The organism is Acinetobacter sp. HY1485 (genome assembly GCF_027568475.1).
In the GTDB taxonomy this organism is placed as follows: domain Bacteria; phylum Pseudomonadota; class Gammaproteobacteria; order Pseudomonadales; family Moraxellaceae; genus Acinetobacter.
In genome coordinates, this window is sequence record NZ_JANKZG010000002.1 from 147481 (window position 1) to 165947 (window position 18467).

The 18467-nt window shown below is 38.9% G+C and carries 20 protein-coding genes and 1 tRNA gene; 4 read left to right on the top strand and 17 right to left on the bottom strand.

Going from position 1 to position 18467, the window contains the following annotated elements; genetic code table 11:
* Positions 1-9 precede the first annotated feature (9 nt).
* The 14 genes from PCI70_RS02610 to tpiA all read right to left on the bottom strand — a co-directional run bounded on the left by PCI70_RS02610 (position 10) and on the right by tpiA (position 11361).
* Complete coding sequence (locus PCI70_RS02610; protein WP_269913800.1) at positions 10-1257, bottom strand: glycoside hydrolase family 68 protein; 1248 nt, start codon at positions 1255-1257, stop codon at positions 10-12.
* A gap of 1641 nt (positions 1258-2898) precedes the next feature.
* Entirely contained in the window at positions 2899-5310 is a 2412-nt protein-coding gene (locus PCI70_RS02615) for a DUF927 domain-containing protein (RefSeq protein WP_269913801.1), read from the bottom strand.
* Positions 5307-5579, bottom strand: coding sequence for a hypothetical protein (locus PCI70_RS02620; RefSeq protein ID WP_269913802.1), 273 nt, complete (start codon positions 5577-5579; stop codon positions 5307-5309). Before PCI70_RS02620 ends, PCI70_RS02615 begins: the two co-directional genes overlap by 4 nt.
* Before the next feature lies 1 nt (position 5580).
* A complete protein-coding gene (locus tag PCI70_RS02625; protein ID WP_269913803.1) occupies positions 5581-5871 on the bottom strand; it encodes a hypothetical protein in 291 nt (96 codons plus the stop codon).
* Positions 5864-6202: a hypothetical protein gene (locus tag PCI70_RS02630; RefSeq protein WP_442865148.1), complete on the bottom strand. Its 339-nt coding sequence runs from the start codon at positions 6200-6202 to the stop codon at positions 5864-5866. The genes PCI70_RS02625 and PCI70_RS02630 overlap by 8 nt, the downstream gene beginning before the upstream one ends.
* Before the next feature lie 375 nt (positions 6203-6577).
* Positions 6578-6946 (bottom strand): hypothetical protein, encoded by a 369-nt coding sequence (locus tag PCI70_RS02635; RefSeq protein WP_269913804.1) that lies wholly within the window; start codon positions 6944-6946, stop codon positions 6578-6580.
* Positions 6939-7448, bottom strand: coding sequence for a BRO-N domain-containing protein (locus PCI70_RS02640; protein WP_269913805.1), 510 nt, complete (start codon positions 7446-7448; stop codon positions 6939-6941). Before PCI70_RS02640 ends, PCI70_RS02635 begins: the two co-directional genes overlap by 8 nt.
* Positions 7445-7660 carry a helix-turn-helix domain-containing protein gene (locus tag PCI70_RS02645; protein WP_269913806.1) on the bottom strand — a complete coding sequence of 72 codons (216 nt, stop codon included), beginning with the start codon at positions 7658-7660 and terminating at the stop codon, positions 7445-7447. Before PCI70_RS02645 ends, PCI70_RS02640 begins: the two co-directional genes overlap by 4 nt.
* A gap of 2 nt (positions 7661-7662) precedes the next feature.
* Complete coding sequence (locus PCI70_RS02650; RefSeq protein ID WP_269913807.1) at positions 7663-7935, bottom strand: helix-turn-helix transcriptional regulator; 273 nt, start codon at positions 7933-7935, stop codon at positions 7663-7665.
* Positions 7936-8091: 156 nt separating this feature from the next.
* On the bottom strand, positions 8092-8682 hold the full coding sequence (locus tag PCI70_RS02655; protein WP_269913808.1) for a hypothetical protein: 591 nt from the start codon (positions 8680-8682) through the stop codon (positions 8092-8094).
* 118 nt (positions 8683-8800) lie between these two features.
* Positions 8801-9928 (bottom strand): tyrosine-type recombinase/integrase, encoded by a 1128-nt coding sequence (locus tag PCI70_RS02660; RefSeq protein ID WP_269913809.1) that lies wholly within the window; start codon positions 9926-9928, stop codon positions 8801-8803.
* A 198-nt stretch (positions 9929-10126) separates the two neighbouring features.
* Positions 10127-10211: transfer RNA gene (locus PCI70_RS02665), tRNA-Leu, on the bottom strand.
* Between the two features lie 51 nt (positions 10212-10262).
* A complete protein-coding gene (secG, locus tag PCI70_RS02670) occupies positions 10263-10565 on the bottom strand; it encodes a preprotein translocase subunit SecG (RefSeq protein WP_269913810.1) in 303 nt (100 codons plus the stop codon).
* A 19-nt stretch (positions 10566-10584) separates the two neighbouring features.
* Positions 10585-11361 (bottom strand): triose-phosphate isomerase, encoded by a 777-nt coding sequence (gene tpiA / locus PCI70_RS02675; protein ID WP_269913811.1) that lies wholly within the window; start codon positions 11359-11361, stop codon positions 10585-10587.
* Between the two features lie 263 nt (positions 11362-11624).
* Between tpiA and pilB the strand changes: the two genes are divergently transcribed.
* The 4 genes from pilB to coaE are packed head-to-tail and all read left to right on the top strand — an operon-like array spanning position 11625 to position 16025.
* A complete protein-coding gene (gene pilB / locus PCI70_RS02680) occupies positions 11625-13331 on the top strand; it encodes a type IV-A pilus assembly ATPase PilB (RefSeq protein ID WP_269913812.1) in 1707 nt (568 codons plus the stop codon).
* Between the two features lie 20 nt (positions 13332-13351).
* Entirely contained in the window at positions 13352-14578 is a 1227-nt protein-coding gene (locus tag PCI70_RS02685) for a type II secretion system F family protein (RefSeq protein ID WP_269913813.1), read from the top strand.
* Positions 14578-15435: a prepilin peptidase gene (locus tag PCI70_RS02690; RefSeq protein WP_269913814.1), complete on the top strand. Its 858-nt coding sequence runs from the start codon at positions 14578-14580 to the stop codon at positions 15433-15435. Before PCI70_RS02685 ends, PCI70_RS02690 begins: the two co-directional genes overlap by 1 nt.
* Positions 15432-16025, top strand: a complete 594-nt coding sequence (gene coaE, locus PCI70_RS02695; RefSeq protein WP_269913815.1) for a dephospho-CoA kinase — start codon at positions 15432-15434, stop codon at positions 16023-16025. The genes PCI70_RS02690 and coaE overlap by 4 nt, the downstream gene beginning before the upstream one ends.
* Positions 16026-16351: 326 nt before the next feature.
* On the opposite strand, the gene PCI70_RS02700 is transcribed toward coaE, so the two are convergent.
* The 3 genes from PCI70_RS02700 to ppnP form a co-directional block, all read right to left on the bottom strand.
* Positions 16352-17266 carry a DMT family transporter gene (locus PCI70_RS02700; protein ID WP_269913816.1) on the bottom strand — a complete coding sequence of 305 codons (915 nt, stop codon included), beginning with the start codon at positions 17264-17266 and terminating at the stop codon, positions 16352-16354.
* Positions 17267-17268: 2 nt separating this feature from the next.
* Entirely contained in the window at positions 17269-18021 is a 753-nt protein-coding gene (gene rlmB / locus PCI70_RS02705; protein WP_269913817.1) for a 23S rRNA (guanosine(2251)-2'-O)-methyltransferase RlmB, read from the bottom strand.
* Positions 18022-18096: 75 nt separating this feature from the next.
* The gene (ppnP, locus tag PCI70_RS02710; RefSeq protein WP_269913818.1) at positions 18097-18426 is read right to left on the bottom strand and encodes a pyrimidine/purine nucleoside phosphorylase; all 330 of its coding nucleotides are present in this window, start codon (positions 18424-18426) and stop codon (positions 18097-18099) included.
* Between the last annotated feature and the right edge of the window lie 41 nt (positions 18427-18467).

Consider the following 18467-nt stretch of genomic DNA (forward strand, 5'->3'; position numbering starts at 1 on the left):
CCTTTTAAATTATACTTTAATATTACGTGTTGGTGGAATATAACCATAATCAAACGTTTTAGTTAAAAAGGTTTGATCATTTTTTAATTGAATACGAACTGTTGGTGCTTCTACACCGCCAATACGGTAATCAGTCCCATTTGCTGCAGGAATCGTATCAATAAAAGAGGTCACTAATCCATTTTTCATTACTAAATGCGAGTATGTTTGCAATGGTTGAGCAGACGGATTGCCCAATACTAAACCTGAACCATTTAACGGACGATAAGGACCTGTTAAACTTTCGCTCACAAATCCATACACACCATCAGGGCCAGTTACACCTTCAGCATATGTACTTTTATGGCTAATTGTGAATAGGTAATATTTTCCATCTTGATAAATATAATGTGGACGTTCTGTTTGGTCATTAACACCAATCGCTGTCACCAATGGTGGTAACATTTCCCATTTATTACCTGTCATATCAGTGGCAACAGCCAAGCCAATACAACCCACTCTTAGATTCGCTTTTGCTGGAACGGCAGCTGTACCTGGTGGTACCAAACCAATATCTGCTTCTCCAACGACATGACTACCCCGCTTTCCTGCAACATTCCCCTCAAAGAACATATACAATTTGCCATCTTTTGGATCAATAAATGGACTTGGATCACGAAAGTTCACACCACCATTTTGAGCTTTAGTTTGGTAATATTTTCCATCTGCATCAAATAGTTTTTTAACTTGAGTAAAACCTTGTAACGTTACACCTGTATCAGATGTAACAATTTTACCTGCTACTTTTGCAATTGTAGCGCTTTTAGAATCCACACATGTGTAATAAAGATCAATACTACCATCATCTTTAGTTAAAATTGGTGTGCCCGCCCATTCTGCTTTGGTTGGAGAAACACCTTCTGCCATTACACGGCCACCGTAAGTCCAATTTTTACTGTCTTTACTGTACCAATAAGCGAAGAATGCACGTCCATGACGGCTATTCCAATCCGTTACAATATCGTAGTTACCATTTTTGTCTTTTATTTCATTAAAGCGACGTGTTGCTGTTAATGTAAAGATAATTGACCAGCCATTAATTGAAATAATTTCATTTTTTAAATCACGTATAGGCATTGTGTCCCAAACAAAGACATTTTTATTACTCATTCCTTTGAATTTATACGGGACAATGGGTTGGGTTGTTGTAGGGTTATCAGCTGTAACTTTAATAGCGTCTGCACGAGTCCAAGCTGTAGGTTGATAGTTTAAAGTCATTTACTTTCTCTATTCGTTAAAATTGAGAAATGAATATAAAATAAAGAATCAAAACAATATATTTAATAGTAATGTGTTGTTGATAGCACAACATTACTAATTATTTTTACATATAAATCAAAAACTTATATAGTATTTTTATATGATAGATATAGAAAAAAGGAGCATTCATTTTAAATTTTCATATATTTTTATCAGAAACAAAAAAGGCTCAATTCTTTTAGAATTAAGCCTTTAAAGTATGTTCCAACAGTGCAAGTTATTGCATTGTTGGTGCGGAAGGGGGGACTATTTTTTCTTATCTAAGTAATTGGTTTTGAAATTTAATTTTTCCCTTTTGATATTTTAACCTCTCCCCTAACCTCTCGTATTGGAACTATTCTTATTGAGAAAAAAGAGGGTCACATTTTAAATGCTACCCCTGCTCACTCTTGAGTAAGATTTAAAACTATATTTTATCACTCGTCTTTTTTAACGAATGAGCCTCACGCGCGCGTAGTTGTCGCGAAACTCAAAATTTAACCACTACAACGGTGAGATTACGGTAAGGTTTGAATAAATAGAACGGCAAGATTACGGCAAGTTCAAAACTGTAAATATAGAGTTTAGATAACACCTTAACGTGTCTATATAGGGCAATATCTCCTATTAATTTACACTTTTTTATGCCTTTCTATGCTGTATTTATCAGGTGCGGTCTATTTTGACACTGTAAAGCAATAACAGATACTCACCCTTTGATTAGATTTTAAATCTCAGCAAGTCTAGTGCTTTGGGGTATCACGATTTCCATGATAGTTGCTCAAACAACCCCAAGATTACCCCTAGTTTCTTTGACCTACTTTGCCGTACCTAGACGAAATGAAACCCTAAAATGCACTGTAAGCCTTATATAGCCTCACTTTTGAGGGCATCTCAATATATAGGCTGTCAATGTAATTAATGCCCCTATGTCCGTCCTCAAATTGAGTAAGAACCTGAGGAAACCTGAACCTTAACTAAGTGGCTGTTATATCAGGTAAACGCAGATATGCGTTGACGGTCAGACCTGTTAAAACCTGTTGCTTAGTAAATCACTGTTAAATAAGCAAAACGCAATTTTGAGTTTTGTAGAACCTTACAAAACCTGACATTCAAAACCTAACCTTTACTGGTTCATTAAACTTCACTTTGATCAGGTGTTGCGATAATTGAGTTATTAACTTGAGAGGTGTCCGAGTGAGATATGGCATGTATATGGAGTGATGTACTACACTTTTAAGGTAGTGATTAGATCGGCATTTAAAATGCGGAATTAATAAAAGGGATTACATGGAATGTATACGCTATTATTTTTTGTTTTAGCTATTTTGGCTTTTATTGTATTTCACCTATAAGTCATGTGGCTTATAGCATTTTTAGTTAAACCTCTCATATTTCTAGCGGTTACACAGGTTACAACGGTTACAGCCTTGCTACACAAGGGTTTCAGCCTGATTTTTTGTAACCGTTACGGTTTTTCATTTTGGTTACAACGGTTACAAGATGCTAGAAGCTCTGTTTTTGTAACCTGTGTAACCGTTTGGGTTTTGGCTAACGGTTACAGATATTTCCTATATATTTCAATGCTGTAACCTGTGTAACCGTTGTAACCTGTAATATTTACCCTATATGCGTAAATACTTGCTCATTAAACACATACATAGGGATAGCCTTAGCCTGTCCATCAATCCCCCGAATAAGTTTAGTTGCCTTATCGTTGTTTAAATGGTCTAGCCACCCATACGCTTTAAGTACCTTTGCCACTTGCTTAGGGTTAAAGCCTTGGCAGATTTCCTTTTTAAACTGCTCAGGGAATACCAGGTACTTCTTCTCATTGCCCTCTATCTTCCAATACCCCACACGATTAATAATACGTTCAGGTCTATCAGGGTCAGGCGTAATACACTCAAAACGGCTCGCCCCATGTGCTTCAAAGAACGCTTTAACGTGGTTGAGTATCTCTCGTTCTTCAAAGTTGCCTACATGGTCAAAACCGCCTAACCATTCATTAAAGACTTGCTGTACGGCTTTAAACGCTGTGCCACATTGCCACCCTGTAATGTCGGCTTGTGTCGCAAGTTCTCCTGCAACGGCTACCAATGCAAAATGGTGAGCTACACGCTTAATATGTCCTTGTGGTTGATCATGGGCAAGTGCTTCACTGTACTGCTGTAACAAGTCCTGTGCCTGCTCTGTTTGCTCTGCCTTATGATGGGTCAGGTATTCAAGCCACGCTTCGCCTGCTGTACCGTAATGAGTGTTTGCACGGTTCACAATCTCCATTGATTGCTTTGCCCCACTGTCTGCAAAATCTAGCCCATCAAATACCCCATACGGTGATGCGTCTATATCAATATCAGCAAGGCGGACTTCTTGACCTAGTTTGGTTTTTTGTCCTTGCTCTTGCATGATTTCTTTAAGGCTCTTTTCACCACTCGATAAAAAGATGAGTTGCCATTTATGTGTGGGCTTGGCTGTGATGTTGCGTGTTAATCGGGCTTTACTCTCACCATTGGCAAGCATATAGATGATGTTGCCTAATTCTTTAGGATTGGGTATTTCTCCAATTTCATCCAACACAATAAAGCTATCATTGTGCATATACGCCGTATGTTCTAAGGCATTGCCTGTTGCTCGCCAAGTGCGATAAAACTGTGATGGTTTGCCCCATACAGAACACGCCACATATAACGCCGTACTTTTACCTTTAGACGAACCACCACGGATATGAAAGCCACCACCTTTAAGGTTAAGTGGTGCAAGTAACTGCCCTGCAAACGCTGTACATAATGCAAATACAAGTTTGCTATGCCCTGCAATGGTTTTAGATACTTGGTCTTGCCATAGCTGTAAGGTGCTTTGCGTTTGGTAACGGTTATCTAAGCCATGGTTTGCCTGATAAACAATCAGCTCGTTACTTTGACCAATCTGTTTATGAGGCAGAATGAATACATCATCATGCCACCCCACACGTTCTACACATGAGGCAATATTCTCTGCCTTGTATGCAATTAAATAGCACTGCAATAAATCCCTAGCACGTCTATTAGGGGCGATATTTACCCCTTGATAGGCTAAGGCTTTGCGGAGGTCTGCCCCATCTGTTTGAAATAGCTCTCTAGATAAGGCTTGAGTATGCTTCACACCGCCGTCATCATGCCATTCAAGCAATACACCCCAATTATTACTGGTGTTGTCTCTTGTCTTGGCTAGAACCAAAATAGGGCTTGAGATATAGCGTTTATATTCATTCTCGTTCTTGTCTGTTTCTATAAAGAAAATACCATCTTTAAGGATATGAAATACGCCGTTTTCCCAACGCATTGGCTTGGCTAAATGCCCTTTAGGTAATAGATCTATTTCAGGCAGTAAGTCTATCGCTTCATGGATAAAGGCATAAACTTCTTCCGCATCATCTTCCTTATTCAGCTCAGTTAAAAACTCACTTTCACCCACTTGGGTATGTTGGTTTAACAGCCGTACAGCCGTCTTTTGTTCTAGCTGTTGGTATGCCTCTAGCTCGATGTTTTCGGGGCGTACAGGCATATACAGCTTGTTGTAGCCTGCATCAGATAATTGATTAATTACGGCGTGTATCTGCTCAAAATCAAAAGGCTTTAACACGGCGTTACGGCATAGGTGAGGCAATGGCACAAGCACCACAGGCACACCACTAGAAGCCACTTTAAAAAACACCTCTAGGTTATGGGTAATGATGATGGGTTTATCTTTTTTAAGCTCACCCAAATAAGCAAAACCCCGAGCAATCCCATAAGGCACAATTGCCACAGGTTTAGCATGTTGCAATACAGCACATTGCACAACTTGTAGCTGTCCATCAACCAATGGAAGCACCACAGGGCAATCATAGTTAATGCCGTTTAGCTCCACATTGGTATCGCCGTATAGAGGCTTTTGAGGGTTACCATATTGCAAGGTTAAAGCATGTTTTGATGGGTCGATTTGCACACACTGTGCTATAATTTGCTCAGGGTGTTCTATCTCTGTGATAGGGGCTTCTTGGTCGTTCATGCTTGCCCCTCATCTTCTAATTCTTTCTTATACGCATGTGCTTCATTAACGTGATGTTGCTCTCGTTCTTCGGCAATAAACTCATACATCTCAAGTATCTTTTCTAATGTCTTAAAACGATACTGGCTAGATGGGGCTATCTCTGCCACTTCTTTTTTGAGTTCGCCCAAGCGTTTACGCACATCTGTTAAAGCAATGCTTAACCATTCAAGGTCTGCTTGTGCAAGGGTCGCCATATCGTACATATCAAGGGAATTATACTGCTTCATGTTAGATGCTCCCCTCTTGTGTCGCTTCGTAGTCGGCATCGTACTTATTTTCTAATTCTTGGTAATGGTCACAGCGTACATCTGCAAATTGCTCATAAATATCTAACATACGCTCTAAGGTTAAAAAGTGCATATCGAGCTGAGGATTTACATGGGTTACAGTGCGTTTAAGTGTGCTGATACGGCTTTGAACGTCAATTATCGCCGTGTGTAAGAGGTTTAAATCTGTTTTGAATGATGCGTGAACGTCAGCTAAATCGTTAGCAGTATAAGTTTTATTTTGTTTAGGCATGATTATGCACTCCTAGTAGTTCAGGAGCTTTGCCAATTACGACCAAGTAACTTTGGTGGCAAAGCTGTAAAGGGTTGGTCGACAGGCCTACTAGGTTACCTGCACACTCGAAAGTGTCCCTCCACAGCTTCGCCGTAATGATATGCGAACGCATAGAAGTGTTACGTACAAAAAAAGCCCTTGCGGACTGTACGCCTAGTAAGAAATCATAGCCGACCAAAGCTAACTTTAAGATTTTGCTTAAAGCACGGCTAGGATAATAGCTGCTGCATAACTTTGCAATAGGTTTATGATTAGACGCTTCCCCCAATGGGGTAAATGGTGCTTCCATCATCGGTGTAAACGACTTTTCCGTCATTGGTGTAAAGCCCCCAACCTCAGTTTGAGGATAGACCTTTTCCTCAATTTGAGGAGATACCCCTAAGAGATTGATATTCTCTGTTTCCTCAATTTGAGTAAACGTCTGTAAGTGTTTGATATTTTCGGAATCCTCCATTGGAGGAAGTTGAGTTTTAATATCCTCAGCTTGAGGACATCCAACCATCATTGGTGGTTCGACCCCCATTGGGGGTTGTATCTGTTCCATCAATCGGTGGGATAGGTATGTAGGTACAGGTTTTAAATCTAACCCATTAATACGCTCAGACTTGCTCACATTGTTGTTTTTAAAGGTGAATCCAAAAGTGGTTTTAGTCATATCTTCACTCTACTGCACAAGATTGATATTGATGTTTGGATTGATTAAAACTCCATCGTTGGATAGCCCGACCTTTTGGCGGTTATCCAGTAGTTCTAACAAGCGTTGTTCTGCATCTTCAATGCTCATGCCTAAATGCTTGGCAACGTCCTCTAGGCGGTACATCGGTTCGCCGTCATCGGTGTAACCACTTGGCGGTGGTAGTAGCTTCATCTCTTTGGCTTTAGCGTCCATTTCTGCCTTAATATGCTCAGGCGTGTAGTGCATCGTTAAAAGAAATGCCTGTTCTGTTATTGGGTGCTTATCGCCGTACTGCTCTACCATTGCCTTGTAGTGGTCAAAGGCTTTGAAAAACTCAGGGTTTACATGCTTAGTCATTGGTATACCCCTGATCAAAACTTAACTGTAAATTAGCCTTGCATGTGTTGATACGTAAGGCATTTAAACGCTTTTCTTGCTTTCTTCTGTGCATACCATGACTATGAAATGTACCTTTTTCTTTAGATACTTTTTCTTGCATGTGGAGGCGGTTTAATTCTTCGTATGCTGTCTGACGTGCTGAGTAAGACCCTGTTTTGCGAATAGATGGTAATACCTCTGCAAATACCCAATTTTGAAAGCTCAGGGCTTCGGGTTTGGTACTTCTAAATACAATACGGTATAGGTTTTCTTCACTAATGAAAGTGAGCTTTTGAGTACCGCCAATCGTAGGGGTACACAAAACATGTGTCCCCTTTGGATTTAACTTGAAGCGACTTGCATTGGGTCTTTTGATATCCAGTGCCTTACATACATCAGCTAGGCAAAATAAAGGCTCGTTACGTTTATCAAAAGCAAGGCGTACGTTTTGATCTTTAAAGTTATAGGTTGATAGGTTCATGCCATAGCCTCCGCTAGCTCATAACGTGCATGTGAGCCTTTATTTTTGGTATTGGATTCTTTATGGGTAACAACGTCATAGCCTGCCTTACGCAAGCGATTAACCACCGCACTTAAACGGTAGCAACTAAAAAGGTTTATGGCTTGGGCTTGAGTTAAAGACTTACCCTGTTGCAGATATGCAAGGACTTGAGCTTGATGATTAGTAACCATGATTAAGCCTCCGCCTTTGCTTCAATCCACTCTAAAACCTCATTCGCTCGCCATACAGTGACATTACCGCTTAGACGTATTGGCTTAGGGAATTTCCCATCTTTAACCCAACTCCATAGGGTTTTTTCAGAAATAGGAAGCAAGCCTGTACGCTGTGGCTTGGCACGGACTAGGCGTTTTTTGCCTTGATTGATACCGCTTTTATAGACGTGGACTTTCTCGGCTGTTGCCGATGATGATGTGATTTGTTTAGCTCTAAAGTATTGGGGTTGCATACTGCACCGTTTGTATTCTTTGTTGGTGTGTGCAGTATGTTTATGTTTTTTATAGTTATAAAATCAGTTGCAAGCTCAAATCTTTTAATGCTAGCTTTAAGATTTTATAGCTAGCAATAAATGTTTAATGCTAGCTATTAGCGATAGTTGCTAGCACTAAGCACTAAGCTTTTTATCATACTTACTTATATGACGAGTTATCATATTAAAAGAAATATTCTCTACCAAATCGTTATAAATGACATGATTGGCAAAGTTATTATATTTTCCTCTCCCTTCGTTTTTCCAATTACCTTTATCCCAAAGCTTTTCAAGTTTTTTTAACTCATTAATTTTACTTTCATTCTGATGTCTATCATGTGATTTTGATGCATACACAGATTTAAATAGTTTGTTATGCCGAATAGTTTCACTTTTATGCATGATATCAGCCAAGCTAGCGATAGCTCGGCTAATTACTGAGCCTTTTTCTATTTCTTCTATTTGATCTAAAGTAGAAAACGCTAGAGAATACAGATTAATAATTTGGTTGAGTCTTTTACTATTACTTCGTGTTTTTTCAGATACGCCCACTATTTTAAAGAGCTCAATAAATTCCTCTAGCGTTATTTCTCTTTTTAATTTTTCTTTTACGTGTAATTCTATTAAAAATTTATGTATTTTTGCCTGCTCAAGCATTTCTTTTCTCAACTTCTCTCCATTTTCTTTGCCAATAGAGTCAAAAGTTAGAATTTCATTTACAGCCATATCGCCTCCCACAGCACCCCAATAAAGGTACTAGATCGGCACATTGGGTATGTGTTTTCGGTAGCGAACCTAGACCTAGCACAGTCATTATATCAGCTTGCTAGGTTATTGCATGTAATTACAACTTAGGTTTATTTGCCTGATTTATACGGTCTGCCAACTCTGTAGCAGTGGGGTTGTAATAACGCATTAGCATAGATATATCTTTATGCCCTGATACCTTTGCCAAGTCATGCACAGGTAGCCACTGAGCTAAACGAGTACATGCCTCATGCCGTGTATCGTGAAAGCGTAAATCTTGTATGCCTAGCTCTTTTATTCTTTTGGTAAACCCTGTTGATAGGGCATCAGCTTTGATGGTCATCACCTGAATATCGTTTATACCTTTCATCAGTGCCAACAGCTCTACAGCCCGATGCGATAGAGGTACTCGTCTTGCTGTACCGTTTTTGGTGTCAGGTAATAAAACATGATCTTTAAATACGTTATCCCATGTTAAACCTGTTATTTCCCCTGCTCTCATGGCTGTTTCTAGGGCAAACATAAACGCCCATGCGGTTTGTTGTCTTTTATTGAGTGGGGTGAATGTTCCATCATAAGCATAAGAGGTTAAAATCTTCTGTACCTCTAAATCTGTGATACGCCGTTCTCGATGGGGGTTGTCTTTGGGCTTGTCTACTTCTGCCAATGGGCTAGTTTTAATTATTCTTAACTCTCGTAAAGCATAACGAAAAACACCACCTAATAACTGCATTTCACGACTTACAGAAGAACCCTGCACATGCTTGAGCCGTTCATTTCTAAAGTAAATCATATCTATCTGATCTAGGCTCTCTACAGGCTTTACCATTAATCTAGGAAAGTCTGCCATGATTTTATTCAGGCGGATTGTTTCCCATCTTGCCCCTTTATGCCGAGGCACAATCTCACAAATATAGCTGTTAATTAACTCTGCAAAACTCATGCTCGCAAGTTGTTTTATTTTATCGGCTTGTTTCTTTTGAGTGGGTGTCATGCCAGTAGCAAGCATGGCTTTAACTTCGTCACGTTTTAATCGTGCTTCTTTTATAGAAAGGTTGGGATAACTCCCTAACGTCACTGTGCCTTTTTTACCTTCAAAGGTATAAAGGACTTTCCATACTTTCTTACCTGTGGGCGATGTAAACAAATACAGCATATCGCCGTCACATTTCTTAATCAGTTTATCTGCAGGCTTAATTGCCTCTACCTGTTGCTTTGTTAGCATTTAACCACTCACCTATACAGCTTAAAGAGGTTAAAACTAATGATATGGAGGTTAGAAAAACTTAACCTCTCATTTAACCTCCCATTATTGGGTGTTTCTAGGTTATTGCATTACATTCCTACAGGCAACAAAAAAGGCTCAATCCCTTTAGAATTAAGCCTTTAAAGTATGTTCCAACAGTGCAAGTTATTGCATTGTTGGTGCGGAAGGGGGGACTTGAACCCCCACGCCCGAAAGCACTACCACCTCAAGGTAGCGTGTCTACCAATTCCACCACCACCGCATTTGTGGGCATTTTATGCTTTAATACAAAAAAAGAAAAGTCTTTCTTGTATTAATTTGCACTTTTTGGTGCAGTTGTCGAAGTTTCAGTCGTTTGAGGAGTCAAACTATATGCATCGGCAGTTTGTTGCTTAGCAAAAATTGCAAGCGTCATACTAGTCACAAAAAATAACGCAGTTAAAATACCTGTTACACGCGTTAAAAAGTTACCAGAGCCAGATGCACCAAACACCGTTGCTGCACCACCGCCACCAAAAGATGCACCTGCATCTGCGCCTTTTCCTTGCTGGACTAAAATTAATAAAATCATGAATACAGCAAGTAAAACATGGACTGTTAGCACAAAAGCATGCATAAATAAGACTCCTTAAATCTTAATTTTCGGCAAATGCTGCCGCAATTTTATAAAATGAATCTGCTTGTAGTGAAGCACCACCCACCAATGCACCATTAATATCTGGGCAGGTAGCCAAATCTACGGCATTTTCAGGTTTTACACTACCACCATATAATAATGGAATATCTTGAGAGGTTAATTGTTTAAGACCTGCACGAATTTTTTCATGCATTGCTTGAGCATCTTCTGGTGAGGCAGTTTTACCTGTACCAATCGCCCAAATTGGCTCATAAGCAACTAGAATTTGTGCCCATTGAGTTTCGCCAACTGTACTTGCAATATCACAAATTTGTTGTAAAACTATTTGTTCTGCTTGACCATCTTCACGTTGCTGCAATGTTTCGCCAACACAGTAAATCACCGTTATTCCTGCTGATAAGGCAGACTTCAACTTAGCTTTAAGTACATCAATGTTATCATTTAACAGTTCACGACGCTCTGAGTGACCAATTAAAACGTAGTCAATTTGATAATCTTTGAGCAACTCTGCACTCATTTCTCCTGTAAATGCACCTGTCCCACTAAAACGAGATACATCTTGCGCCACAGCATGAACATTACGATTAAATTTATGTGCTTTTAGTTCACTTAATGCCAATGCCGTTGGTGCAATACCTAAATGACATTTTTGTTCATCAATAGGTGAGTTATTTAGTGCTGTATCAAACTGTGAAATCCATTCAGTCACTTTTTGTTGTTGTGGATTCATTTTCCAATTGCCTACGACCCATGGCGTAATTTTTTTTGCAGACATATCCTTTTCTCTTTAGAAATGAACTAATTTGGTGTATTTTACATCGTTTTTTTTAAATTGCTCATTTTTTTGTGATGGAATACATATTTCTTACAGTTTGATTGTTTCATCATTTTTAACATTCGATCACTAATATTTAAATTATATTTATAGTCTATTACTTTTTGCTAAAATACATAATTTCCATATGGCTTTTTACTGCCATGAACGTATAATTTGATCATTTATTGTAACCTAATCAATAACGAATAAGGCGGAATCTTATGGCAACTCCCTCCATGACGCCTCGATTAACAGGCTTTTCTCGTCGCCTTGTTGACGAGGGATATATATCTGAAGAAAAAGCAATCAGTGCTTTAGAAAATAGCAAGAAAAACAAACAAGATTTAGTGCCTCATCTCATTGAGCAACATGCACTTTCTGCACTTACAATTGCAGAAGCAATCTCTCGTGAGTTTGGAGAGCCTCTCTTTGATTTATCAGCTTACGATAGTGCACAATTACCTAAAGAACTCGTTGATGAAAAGCATATTCGTCAGCATCGCGTTGTACCCTTATTACAACGTGGCAATAACATTATTATTGCAACCAGTGATCCAACTAAACTCGAAGCATTAGATGCCATTCGTTTTAATAGTAAATTAAGTCCTGAAGTTGTTATTGTTGAACATAACAAGCTTATTCAATTTATTGAAGCAAATTTTGCTCATGACACTTCATTTGAATTTGATGACGAAGATCTAGACATCAGTTTAGATGATGATCCAAGTGAAGATAGTTCAGCAGAAGAAAATAAACAAGACGAAGCACCGATTGTTAAATACATTAATAAATTATTAGTAGATGCTATTCGTATGGGCGCTTCAGATTTACACTTTGAACCCTATGAAAAAACATATCGTGTGCGTTATCGTGTTGATGGTGTTTTACGTGAAATCGCCACACCCCCTATTCAACTTGCTAATCGCCTAGCTTCGCGTTTAAAAGTCATGTCTCAAATGGACATTTCTGAAAAACGTGTACCACAAGATGGACGTATCAAGCTGAAACTCTCTAAAACGAAAGCAATCGATTTTCGTGTAAACTCATTACCCACCCTATTTGGCGAAAAAATTGTATTACGTATTTTAGACCCTTCTAGTGCTATGCTCGGTATTGATGCTTTAGGTTATGAAGAAGAACAAAAAGCGCTATTTTTAGAAGCGCTACATAAGCCACAAGGTATGGTACTGATTACAGGTCCAACAGGTTCTGGTAAAACAGTATCCCTATATACAGGTTTAAATATTTTAAATACCGAAACAGCAAATATTTCAACTGCCGAAGACCCAGTGGAAATTAACCTTGAAGGTATTAATCAGGTCAACGTTAATAATAAAGTCGGATTAAACTTTGCTGCGGCACTACGTTCATTTTTACGTCAAGATCCAGATATTATTATGGTCGGTGAGATCCGTGACTTAGAAACAGCCGAAATTGCGATTAAAGCAGCACAGACGGGTCACATGGTACTTTCTACTCTGCATACCAATAGCGCACCTGAAACACTGACGCGTTTGCGTAACATGGGTGTTCCTTCTTTTAATATTGCAACTTCGGTCAACTTAGTGATTGCACAGCGTCTTGCACGACGCTTATGCCCACAATGTAAAATACCCGCTGATATTCCAAAAAATAGTTTATTAGAGATGGGATTTACCGAAGCAGATTTGAACAATCCAGAGTTTGAAATTTATCAGCCTGTTGGATGTTCACAGTGCCGCGAAGGCTACAAAGGACGTGTGGGGATTTACGAGGTCATGAAAATTACCCCTGAAATTTCCAAACTGATCATGGAAGATGGCAATGCATTACAAATTGCACAAACCTCTGAGAAATTAGGGTTTAATAACTTAAGACGCTCTGGACTTCGCAAAGTCTTGCATGGTTTAACTTCTCTTCAAGAAGTCAACCGTGTAACGAGCAATTAATATTATAAAAGGATAACACTGTGGCAGTTAAAAAAGCAGAGACAATGCCTACCTTTGCCTATACTGGGGTTGATCGCAAAGGCTTAAAAATTAAGGGGGAAATTCCTGCACGTAATATGGCACTTGCCAAAGTAATGCTACGTAAACAGGGTATTAACGTTCAAGCCATTCGTGAAAAACGAAAAGATCTTCTTGCAGGTGTATTTAAAAAGAAAGTCTCTACGCTTGATATCACCATTTTTACTCGCCAATTAGCCACCATGATGAAAGCAGGTGTACCACTTGTACAAAGCTTTGAAATTGTGGCTGAAGGCTTAGATAATCCTTCGATGCGTGATGTGGTGATGGGCATCAAAGGAGAGGTTGAAGGCGGTAATACGTTTGCAGGGGCATTGAAAAAATACCCACAATATTTTGATCGTTTATTTTGCTCTTTAGTTGAATCAGGTGAACAGTCGGGTGCATTAGAAACCATGCTTGATCGTGTGGCAATCTATAAGGAAAAAAGTGAGCTTTTAAAGCAAAAAATTAAAAAAGCGATGAAATATCCAATTACGGTTATTTGCGTTGCGATTATTGTTACCATTATTTTGATGGTCAAAGTTGTCCCTGTCTTCCAAGACTTATTCTCATCATTTGGCGCAGAACTGCCTGCTTTCACACAGCTGGTCGTGAACATGTCTAAATGGATGCAATCGTATTGGTACATTTTGATTGCCTGCATTATCGGTACAGTCGTTGTTATTTCACAAGCACATAAACGTAGTGAAAAGTTTCGTGATTTTTTAGATAAGCTTTTTTTAAAACTGCCTATTTTTGGCGATTTGGTTTATAAAGCCATTATTGCACGTTACAGCCGTACATTAGCCACTACATTTGCTGCGGGTGTTCCACTTATCGAAGCATTAGAATCAACAGCAGGCGCAACCAACAACATTGTATACGAGCGCGCAGTAATGCAAATTCGAGATGATGTTGCAACAGGTCAACAATTACAGTTTGCTATGCGTGCCACGGATCGTTTTCCTGCTATGGCAATTCAAATGGTGTCTATTGGTGAAGAATCGGGTGCCCTTGATACCATGCTTGATAAAGTTGCCACTTACTATGAAAACGAAGTGGATAATGCCGTAGATGGTTTAACTGCCCTGATGGAGCCTTTAATTATGGCAATTTTAGGTGTACTTGTGGGTGGTCTTGTTATTGCCATGTACTTACCAATTTTCCAAATGGGTTCTGTGGTTTAATGCAAGAGTTAATTCAATACTTTATCCAAAATTCAACAGCGCTTTATGTTGCTGTTGGATTACTTAGTCTGTGCATTGGTAGTTTTTTGAATGTCGTCATCTACCGTACACCTAAAATCATGGAACAAAATTGGAAACGTGAATATCACGAATATTTTCATGCAGATCAAGAAAGAGAAACTGAGGAAAAAATAACACTCAGCTCTCCTGCATCTACCTGTCCAAAATGCAAAAGTCATATTCGCTGGTATCAGAATATTCCTGTCATCAGTTGGCTGTTTTTAAAAGGTAAGTGTGGAAGCTGTCAAAATCCGATTAGCATCCGCTATCCCTTTATTGAGCTTTTAACTTGTGTTTGTTCTTTAGTCGTGGTTGCTGTTTTTGGGGCATCACTGCAAATGGTGTTTGGCGTTATTTTTACATGGGTACTTATCACGCTCACCTTTATTGATTTTGATACACAACTCCTGCCCGATCAATTTACCTACCCATTAGCAGTGCTAGGTTTAGCTGTAAATAGTTATGCACTTTATACCACAACCACGAGTTCTATTTGGGGTTTAATTATCGGCTTTTTATGCCTATGGATTGTGGCAAAAATCTATACCCTTTTACGCAAACAAGAAGGCATGGGCTGTGGCGATTTTAAATTGCTCGCAGCGCTTGGTACATGGATGGGACCTTTCATGTTACCGCTTATTATTTTGCTATCTTCTTTATTAGGCTCAATTATTGGGCTCATTCTTCTTAAGAAAAATAAACAAAGTAACGCTTTTGCATTTGGTCCATATATTGCCATTGCAGGATGGATTGCATTACTTTGGGGTAATGAGATTATGAAGGCATATTTAGGATGATTATTGGGCTAACAGGTGGAATTGGGAGTGGTAAATCAGCCGCAAGTGATTGGTTTGCATCACAAGGTATCACTGTAGTCGATGCAGATATCGTTGCGCGCGAAGTTGTACAACCTCACCAACCCGCTTTAGCCCAAATTATTAAGACCTTTGGTCATTGGACTATATTGCCAAGTGGTGAGCTTGACCGTAAGGCATTACGTAATTATATTTTTAAGTATCCAAAAGCACGTAAACAACTTGAAGCTATTACCCATCCACTTATTCGACAGCGTATTATTCAACAACTTCAAGAATCCAAAAGCCCATATACTATTTTAGTTTCTCCATTACTTTTGGAAACTGATCAATATAAATTAGTCGATCGTATTTTACTAATTGATACGTCTGTTGAGTTACAACAAGAACGTACAACCTTACGTGATGGTCAAACAAAAGAGCAAATCCAAACTATTATTGATGCACAAATGTCTCGAGAAAACAAACAGCAACGCGCAGATGATATTGTTTTAAATGATCAAGATTTATCGTATTTATTTGCACAATTAAACATATTGCATCAACATTATCTTAACCTCGGCTCTGTTTAATATCTGAGAACAATCTATGGTTTTATCGTTATTGAACTATATAAAAAATGTGACAAATTTAAAACACTCTATATCTATTAGATCCATTTTAACTTTTACTTAAAGATAATTATAAAAAGTAGCTTTCTATTACAGATGATTTTTTATTAAATATTTAAAAGAATGAGATAAGACCAAGAACCTATGGAAGTTTGTGCAGAGTATATGAACAGCTTCACACAATGTTCAAAAACTAGTTATTCTAATTAAAACTCTAATAAACTAAAAAAGTTAAGATTTTTCTTAGTTTCACAATAACCTCACTATTATTTGAAAAGCAACTCTAGTTATTTTTTAGAAGAACGTTCTAAACGTGCAGTAAGTGCATCTTTTCGATTTATCCAACGCCATGGCTGTAGTGCACCAATTGCCATACCAATTAATCCAAGCCCCATTGCACTATTTAAAGGCTCATTCAGTAAAGGTACAGCCACAATCGCTGCAATAAATGGCGCGAGTGTCACAATACTTCCCGTTTTAAATGCCCCTAAACGCTCAATGGCTGCAATATAGCTCATGGTTGCAATAATCACCACGAATACGCCGTGAAAAATGCCTTGCGCGAGCAAATGTGGTACCGCAACATCTTGTAAGTGATGTGGCATAAACAATAGATAAATAGGCAAATAAATGATTGCTGACCAAATTGCAACACTGGTCATGTTTTGCCATGCAGTCAGTTTCCACTGCTTCACTAAAACGGTGAATGTTCCCCACCAAATAGCAGCCAAGAAAAAGAGTCCGTCACCAAGCCCAAGCCCTACGTGCGTTTTTTGATACATTAAATAGGTCATACCAAAAATAGCCAATACCATAATGGTTAAGCTAATCCAAATATGACGATCAAAGGGTTCTTTAAATAGCACATATGCCATTACCGCGGTACATAATGGAATACATCCATTTAAGAACATTGCACCATGTGCAACAGGGGCATAAAAAAAGGCAGAATAAACTGTAATACAATACGCAACGCCACCCAATAGCCCTAAAATAAACGGCTTGATATGCCACAAAAATGCAGTTTGTTTTTTATAAATTAAAATGGGCATCAGCAATATAAAGCCAATGCTAAAGCGTAAAGCCACCACATCCCATGCACTAATATGCCAAATTGCATTAAGACGTGAAAAAATACTGAAACCACCCCAAATACACATGGTGATGATCACAAACACATATCCTTGTGTACGTGGGGTCATACTTACTCCTGAGTAATACGCTGACGGCAAGCCTCATACAGTGCCATACCTGTTGCAACGCTCACATTTAAACTTTGCAGATTGCCTGACATTGGAATATAAACGGTTTGATCACATTGGCTTTGTGTAATTGGGCGCAATCCTGTGTCTTCTGCACCCATCACCACCACAACACCACCTGTAAAATCACATTTTTGTAAAGGTAATGCTTGCTCATCTAGCATAGTACCCAATACACGATAATGAAATTCTTCTTTTACATGTGCCAAAGTACGTGCCAAGTTAGTTACCTGAATAAACTGTACTTTTTCTGCACCACCTGCCGCTACTTTACGTGCTGTTGGCGTTAAACTTGCCGAACGATCACGCGGTACAATCACAGCTTCAACCCCCATTGCTGCAGCGGTACGAATACATGCACCGAGGTTATGCGGGTCTGTCACTTGGTCTAATGCAAGTAGCAAACTTTCAGGCTTTTGTGTCAAAAGCTGATCTAAATCTTTTTCATTTAAAACAGGATGTGGACGAACTGCTGCCACTACACCTTGATGATAAGGTAAACCTGCCATTTTTTCTAAACGGTCACGGCTGGCTTGTTGCACACTAATACCAAACGGCTCTGCCATTGCCAAAACATGCTTTAAACGCTGATCATCCTTACCTTTTAACGTAAATAAAGTGAGCACCCGCTCAGGCTCAAGCTCTAATAAAGACTCAACAGAATGTACACCATAATAATATTCTGGTTTCGCCATGAACGTCGTACCTCAAACAAACAAAAATAAAAATCCTGCCACAACATGTGAGCAGGATAAATTGAGTTTAGCGGTTTACCCTTCTAAGTGGCAAACATAATCGACAATTTCGTCTGCAACTACTTTAAATGTACTGTTTGCAGGTACATAAAATGATTGACCTGCACGGAATAACTCCCCATCTTGCTCATCTGCAATCCACACATGACACTCGCCTGAAATAATTTCCATCCGTTCAGTTACATGCGTTTCAAAGATAAGCGGATCTTTATTGGTGGTAGGTAACATCACACCCAATGTTTTTTTGGTGCCATCTGAAAACTGCACAGTATGGCTAATACAACGCCCACCAAAATATACATTTGATTTTTTTATCACAGACACATGATCAAACTGTAACGACATACGGTTTCTCCAAATTATTATATTTACCGAGACTTCACACA

Excerpts from the sequence above, each read along its gene's own strand:
- PCI70_RS02610 (WP_269913800.1), bottom strand. The coding sequence starts at position 1,257 with ATGACTTTAAACTATCAACCTACAGCTTGGACTCGTGCAGACGCTATT.
- PCI70_RS02645 (WP_269913806.1), bottom strand. The coding sequence starts at position 7,660 with ATGGTTACTAATCATCAAGCTCAAGTCCTTGCATATCTGCAACAGGGT.
- rlmB (WP_269913817.1), bottom strand. The coding sequence starts at position 18,021 with ATGGCGAAACCAGAATATTATTATGGTGTACATTCTGTTGAGTCTTTA.
- PCI70_RS02615 (WP_269913801.1), bottom strand. The coding sequence starts at position 5,310 with ATGAACGACCAAGAAGCCCCTATCACAGAGATAGAACACCCTGAGCAA.
- PCI70_RS02640 (WP_269913805.1), bottom strand. The coding sequence starts at position 7,448 with ATGAACCTATCAACCTATAACTTTAAAGATCAAAACGTACGCCTTGCT.
- secG (WP_269913810.1), bottom strand. The coding sequence starts at position 10,565 with ATGCATGCTTTTGTGCTAACAGTCCATGTTTTACTTGCTGTATTCATG.
- PCI70_RS02630 (WP_442865148.1), bottom strand. The coding sequence starts at position 6,202 with ATGGAAGCACCATTTACCCCATTGGGGGAAGCGTCTAATCATAAACCT.
- pilB (WP_269913812.1), top strand. The coding sequence starts at position 11,625 with ATGGCAACTCCCTCCATGACGCCTCGATTAACAGGCTTTTCTCGTCGC.
- PCI70_RS02700 (WP_269913816.1), bottom strand. The coding sequence starts at position 17,266 with ATGACCCCACGTACACAAGGATATGTGTTTGTGATCATCACCATGTGT.
- PCI70_RS02620 (WP_269913802.1), bottom strand. The coding sequence starts at position 5,579 with ATGAAGCAGTATAATTCCCTTGATATGTACGATATGGCGACCCTTGCA.
- PCI70_RS02650 (WP_269913807.1), bottom strand. The coding sequence starts at position 7,935 with ATGCAACCCCAATACTTTAGAGCTAAACAAATCACATCATCATCGGCA.
- PCI70_RS02635 (WP_269913804.1), bottom strand. The coding sequence starts at position 6,946 with ATGACTAAGCATGTAAACCCTGAGTTTTTCAAAGCCTTTGACCACTAC.
- PCI70_RS02655 (WP_269913808.1), bottom strand. The coding sequence starts at position 8,682 with ATGGCTGTAAATGAAATTCTAACTTTTGACTCTATTGGCAAAGAAAAT.
- ppnP (WP_269913818.1), bottom strand. The coding sequence starts at position 18,426 with ATGTCGTTACAGTTTGATCATGTGTCTGTGATAAAAAAATCAAATGTA.
- PCI70_RS02625 (WP_269913803.1), bottom strand. The coding sequence starts at position 5,871 with ATGCCTAAACAAAATAAAACTTATACTGCTAACGATTTAGCTGACGTT.
- tpiA (WP_269913811.1), bottom strand. The coding sequence starts at position 11,361 with ATGTCTGCAAAAAAAATTACGCCATGGGTCGTAGGCAATTGGAAAATG.
- PCI70_RS02690 (WP_269913814.1), top strand. The coding sequence starts at position 14,578 with ATGCAAGAGTTAATTCAATACTTTATCCAAAATTCAACAGCGCTTTAT.
- PCI70_RS02660 (WP_269913809.1), bottom strand. The coding sequence starts at position 9,928 with ATGCTAACAAAGCAACAGGTAGAGGCAATTAAGCCTGCAGATAAACTG.
- coaE (WP_269913815.1), top strand. The coding sequence starts at position 15,432 with ATGATTATTGGGCTAACAGGTGGAATTGGGAGTGGTAAATCAGCCGCA.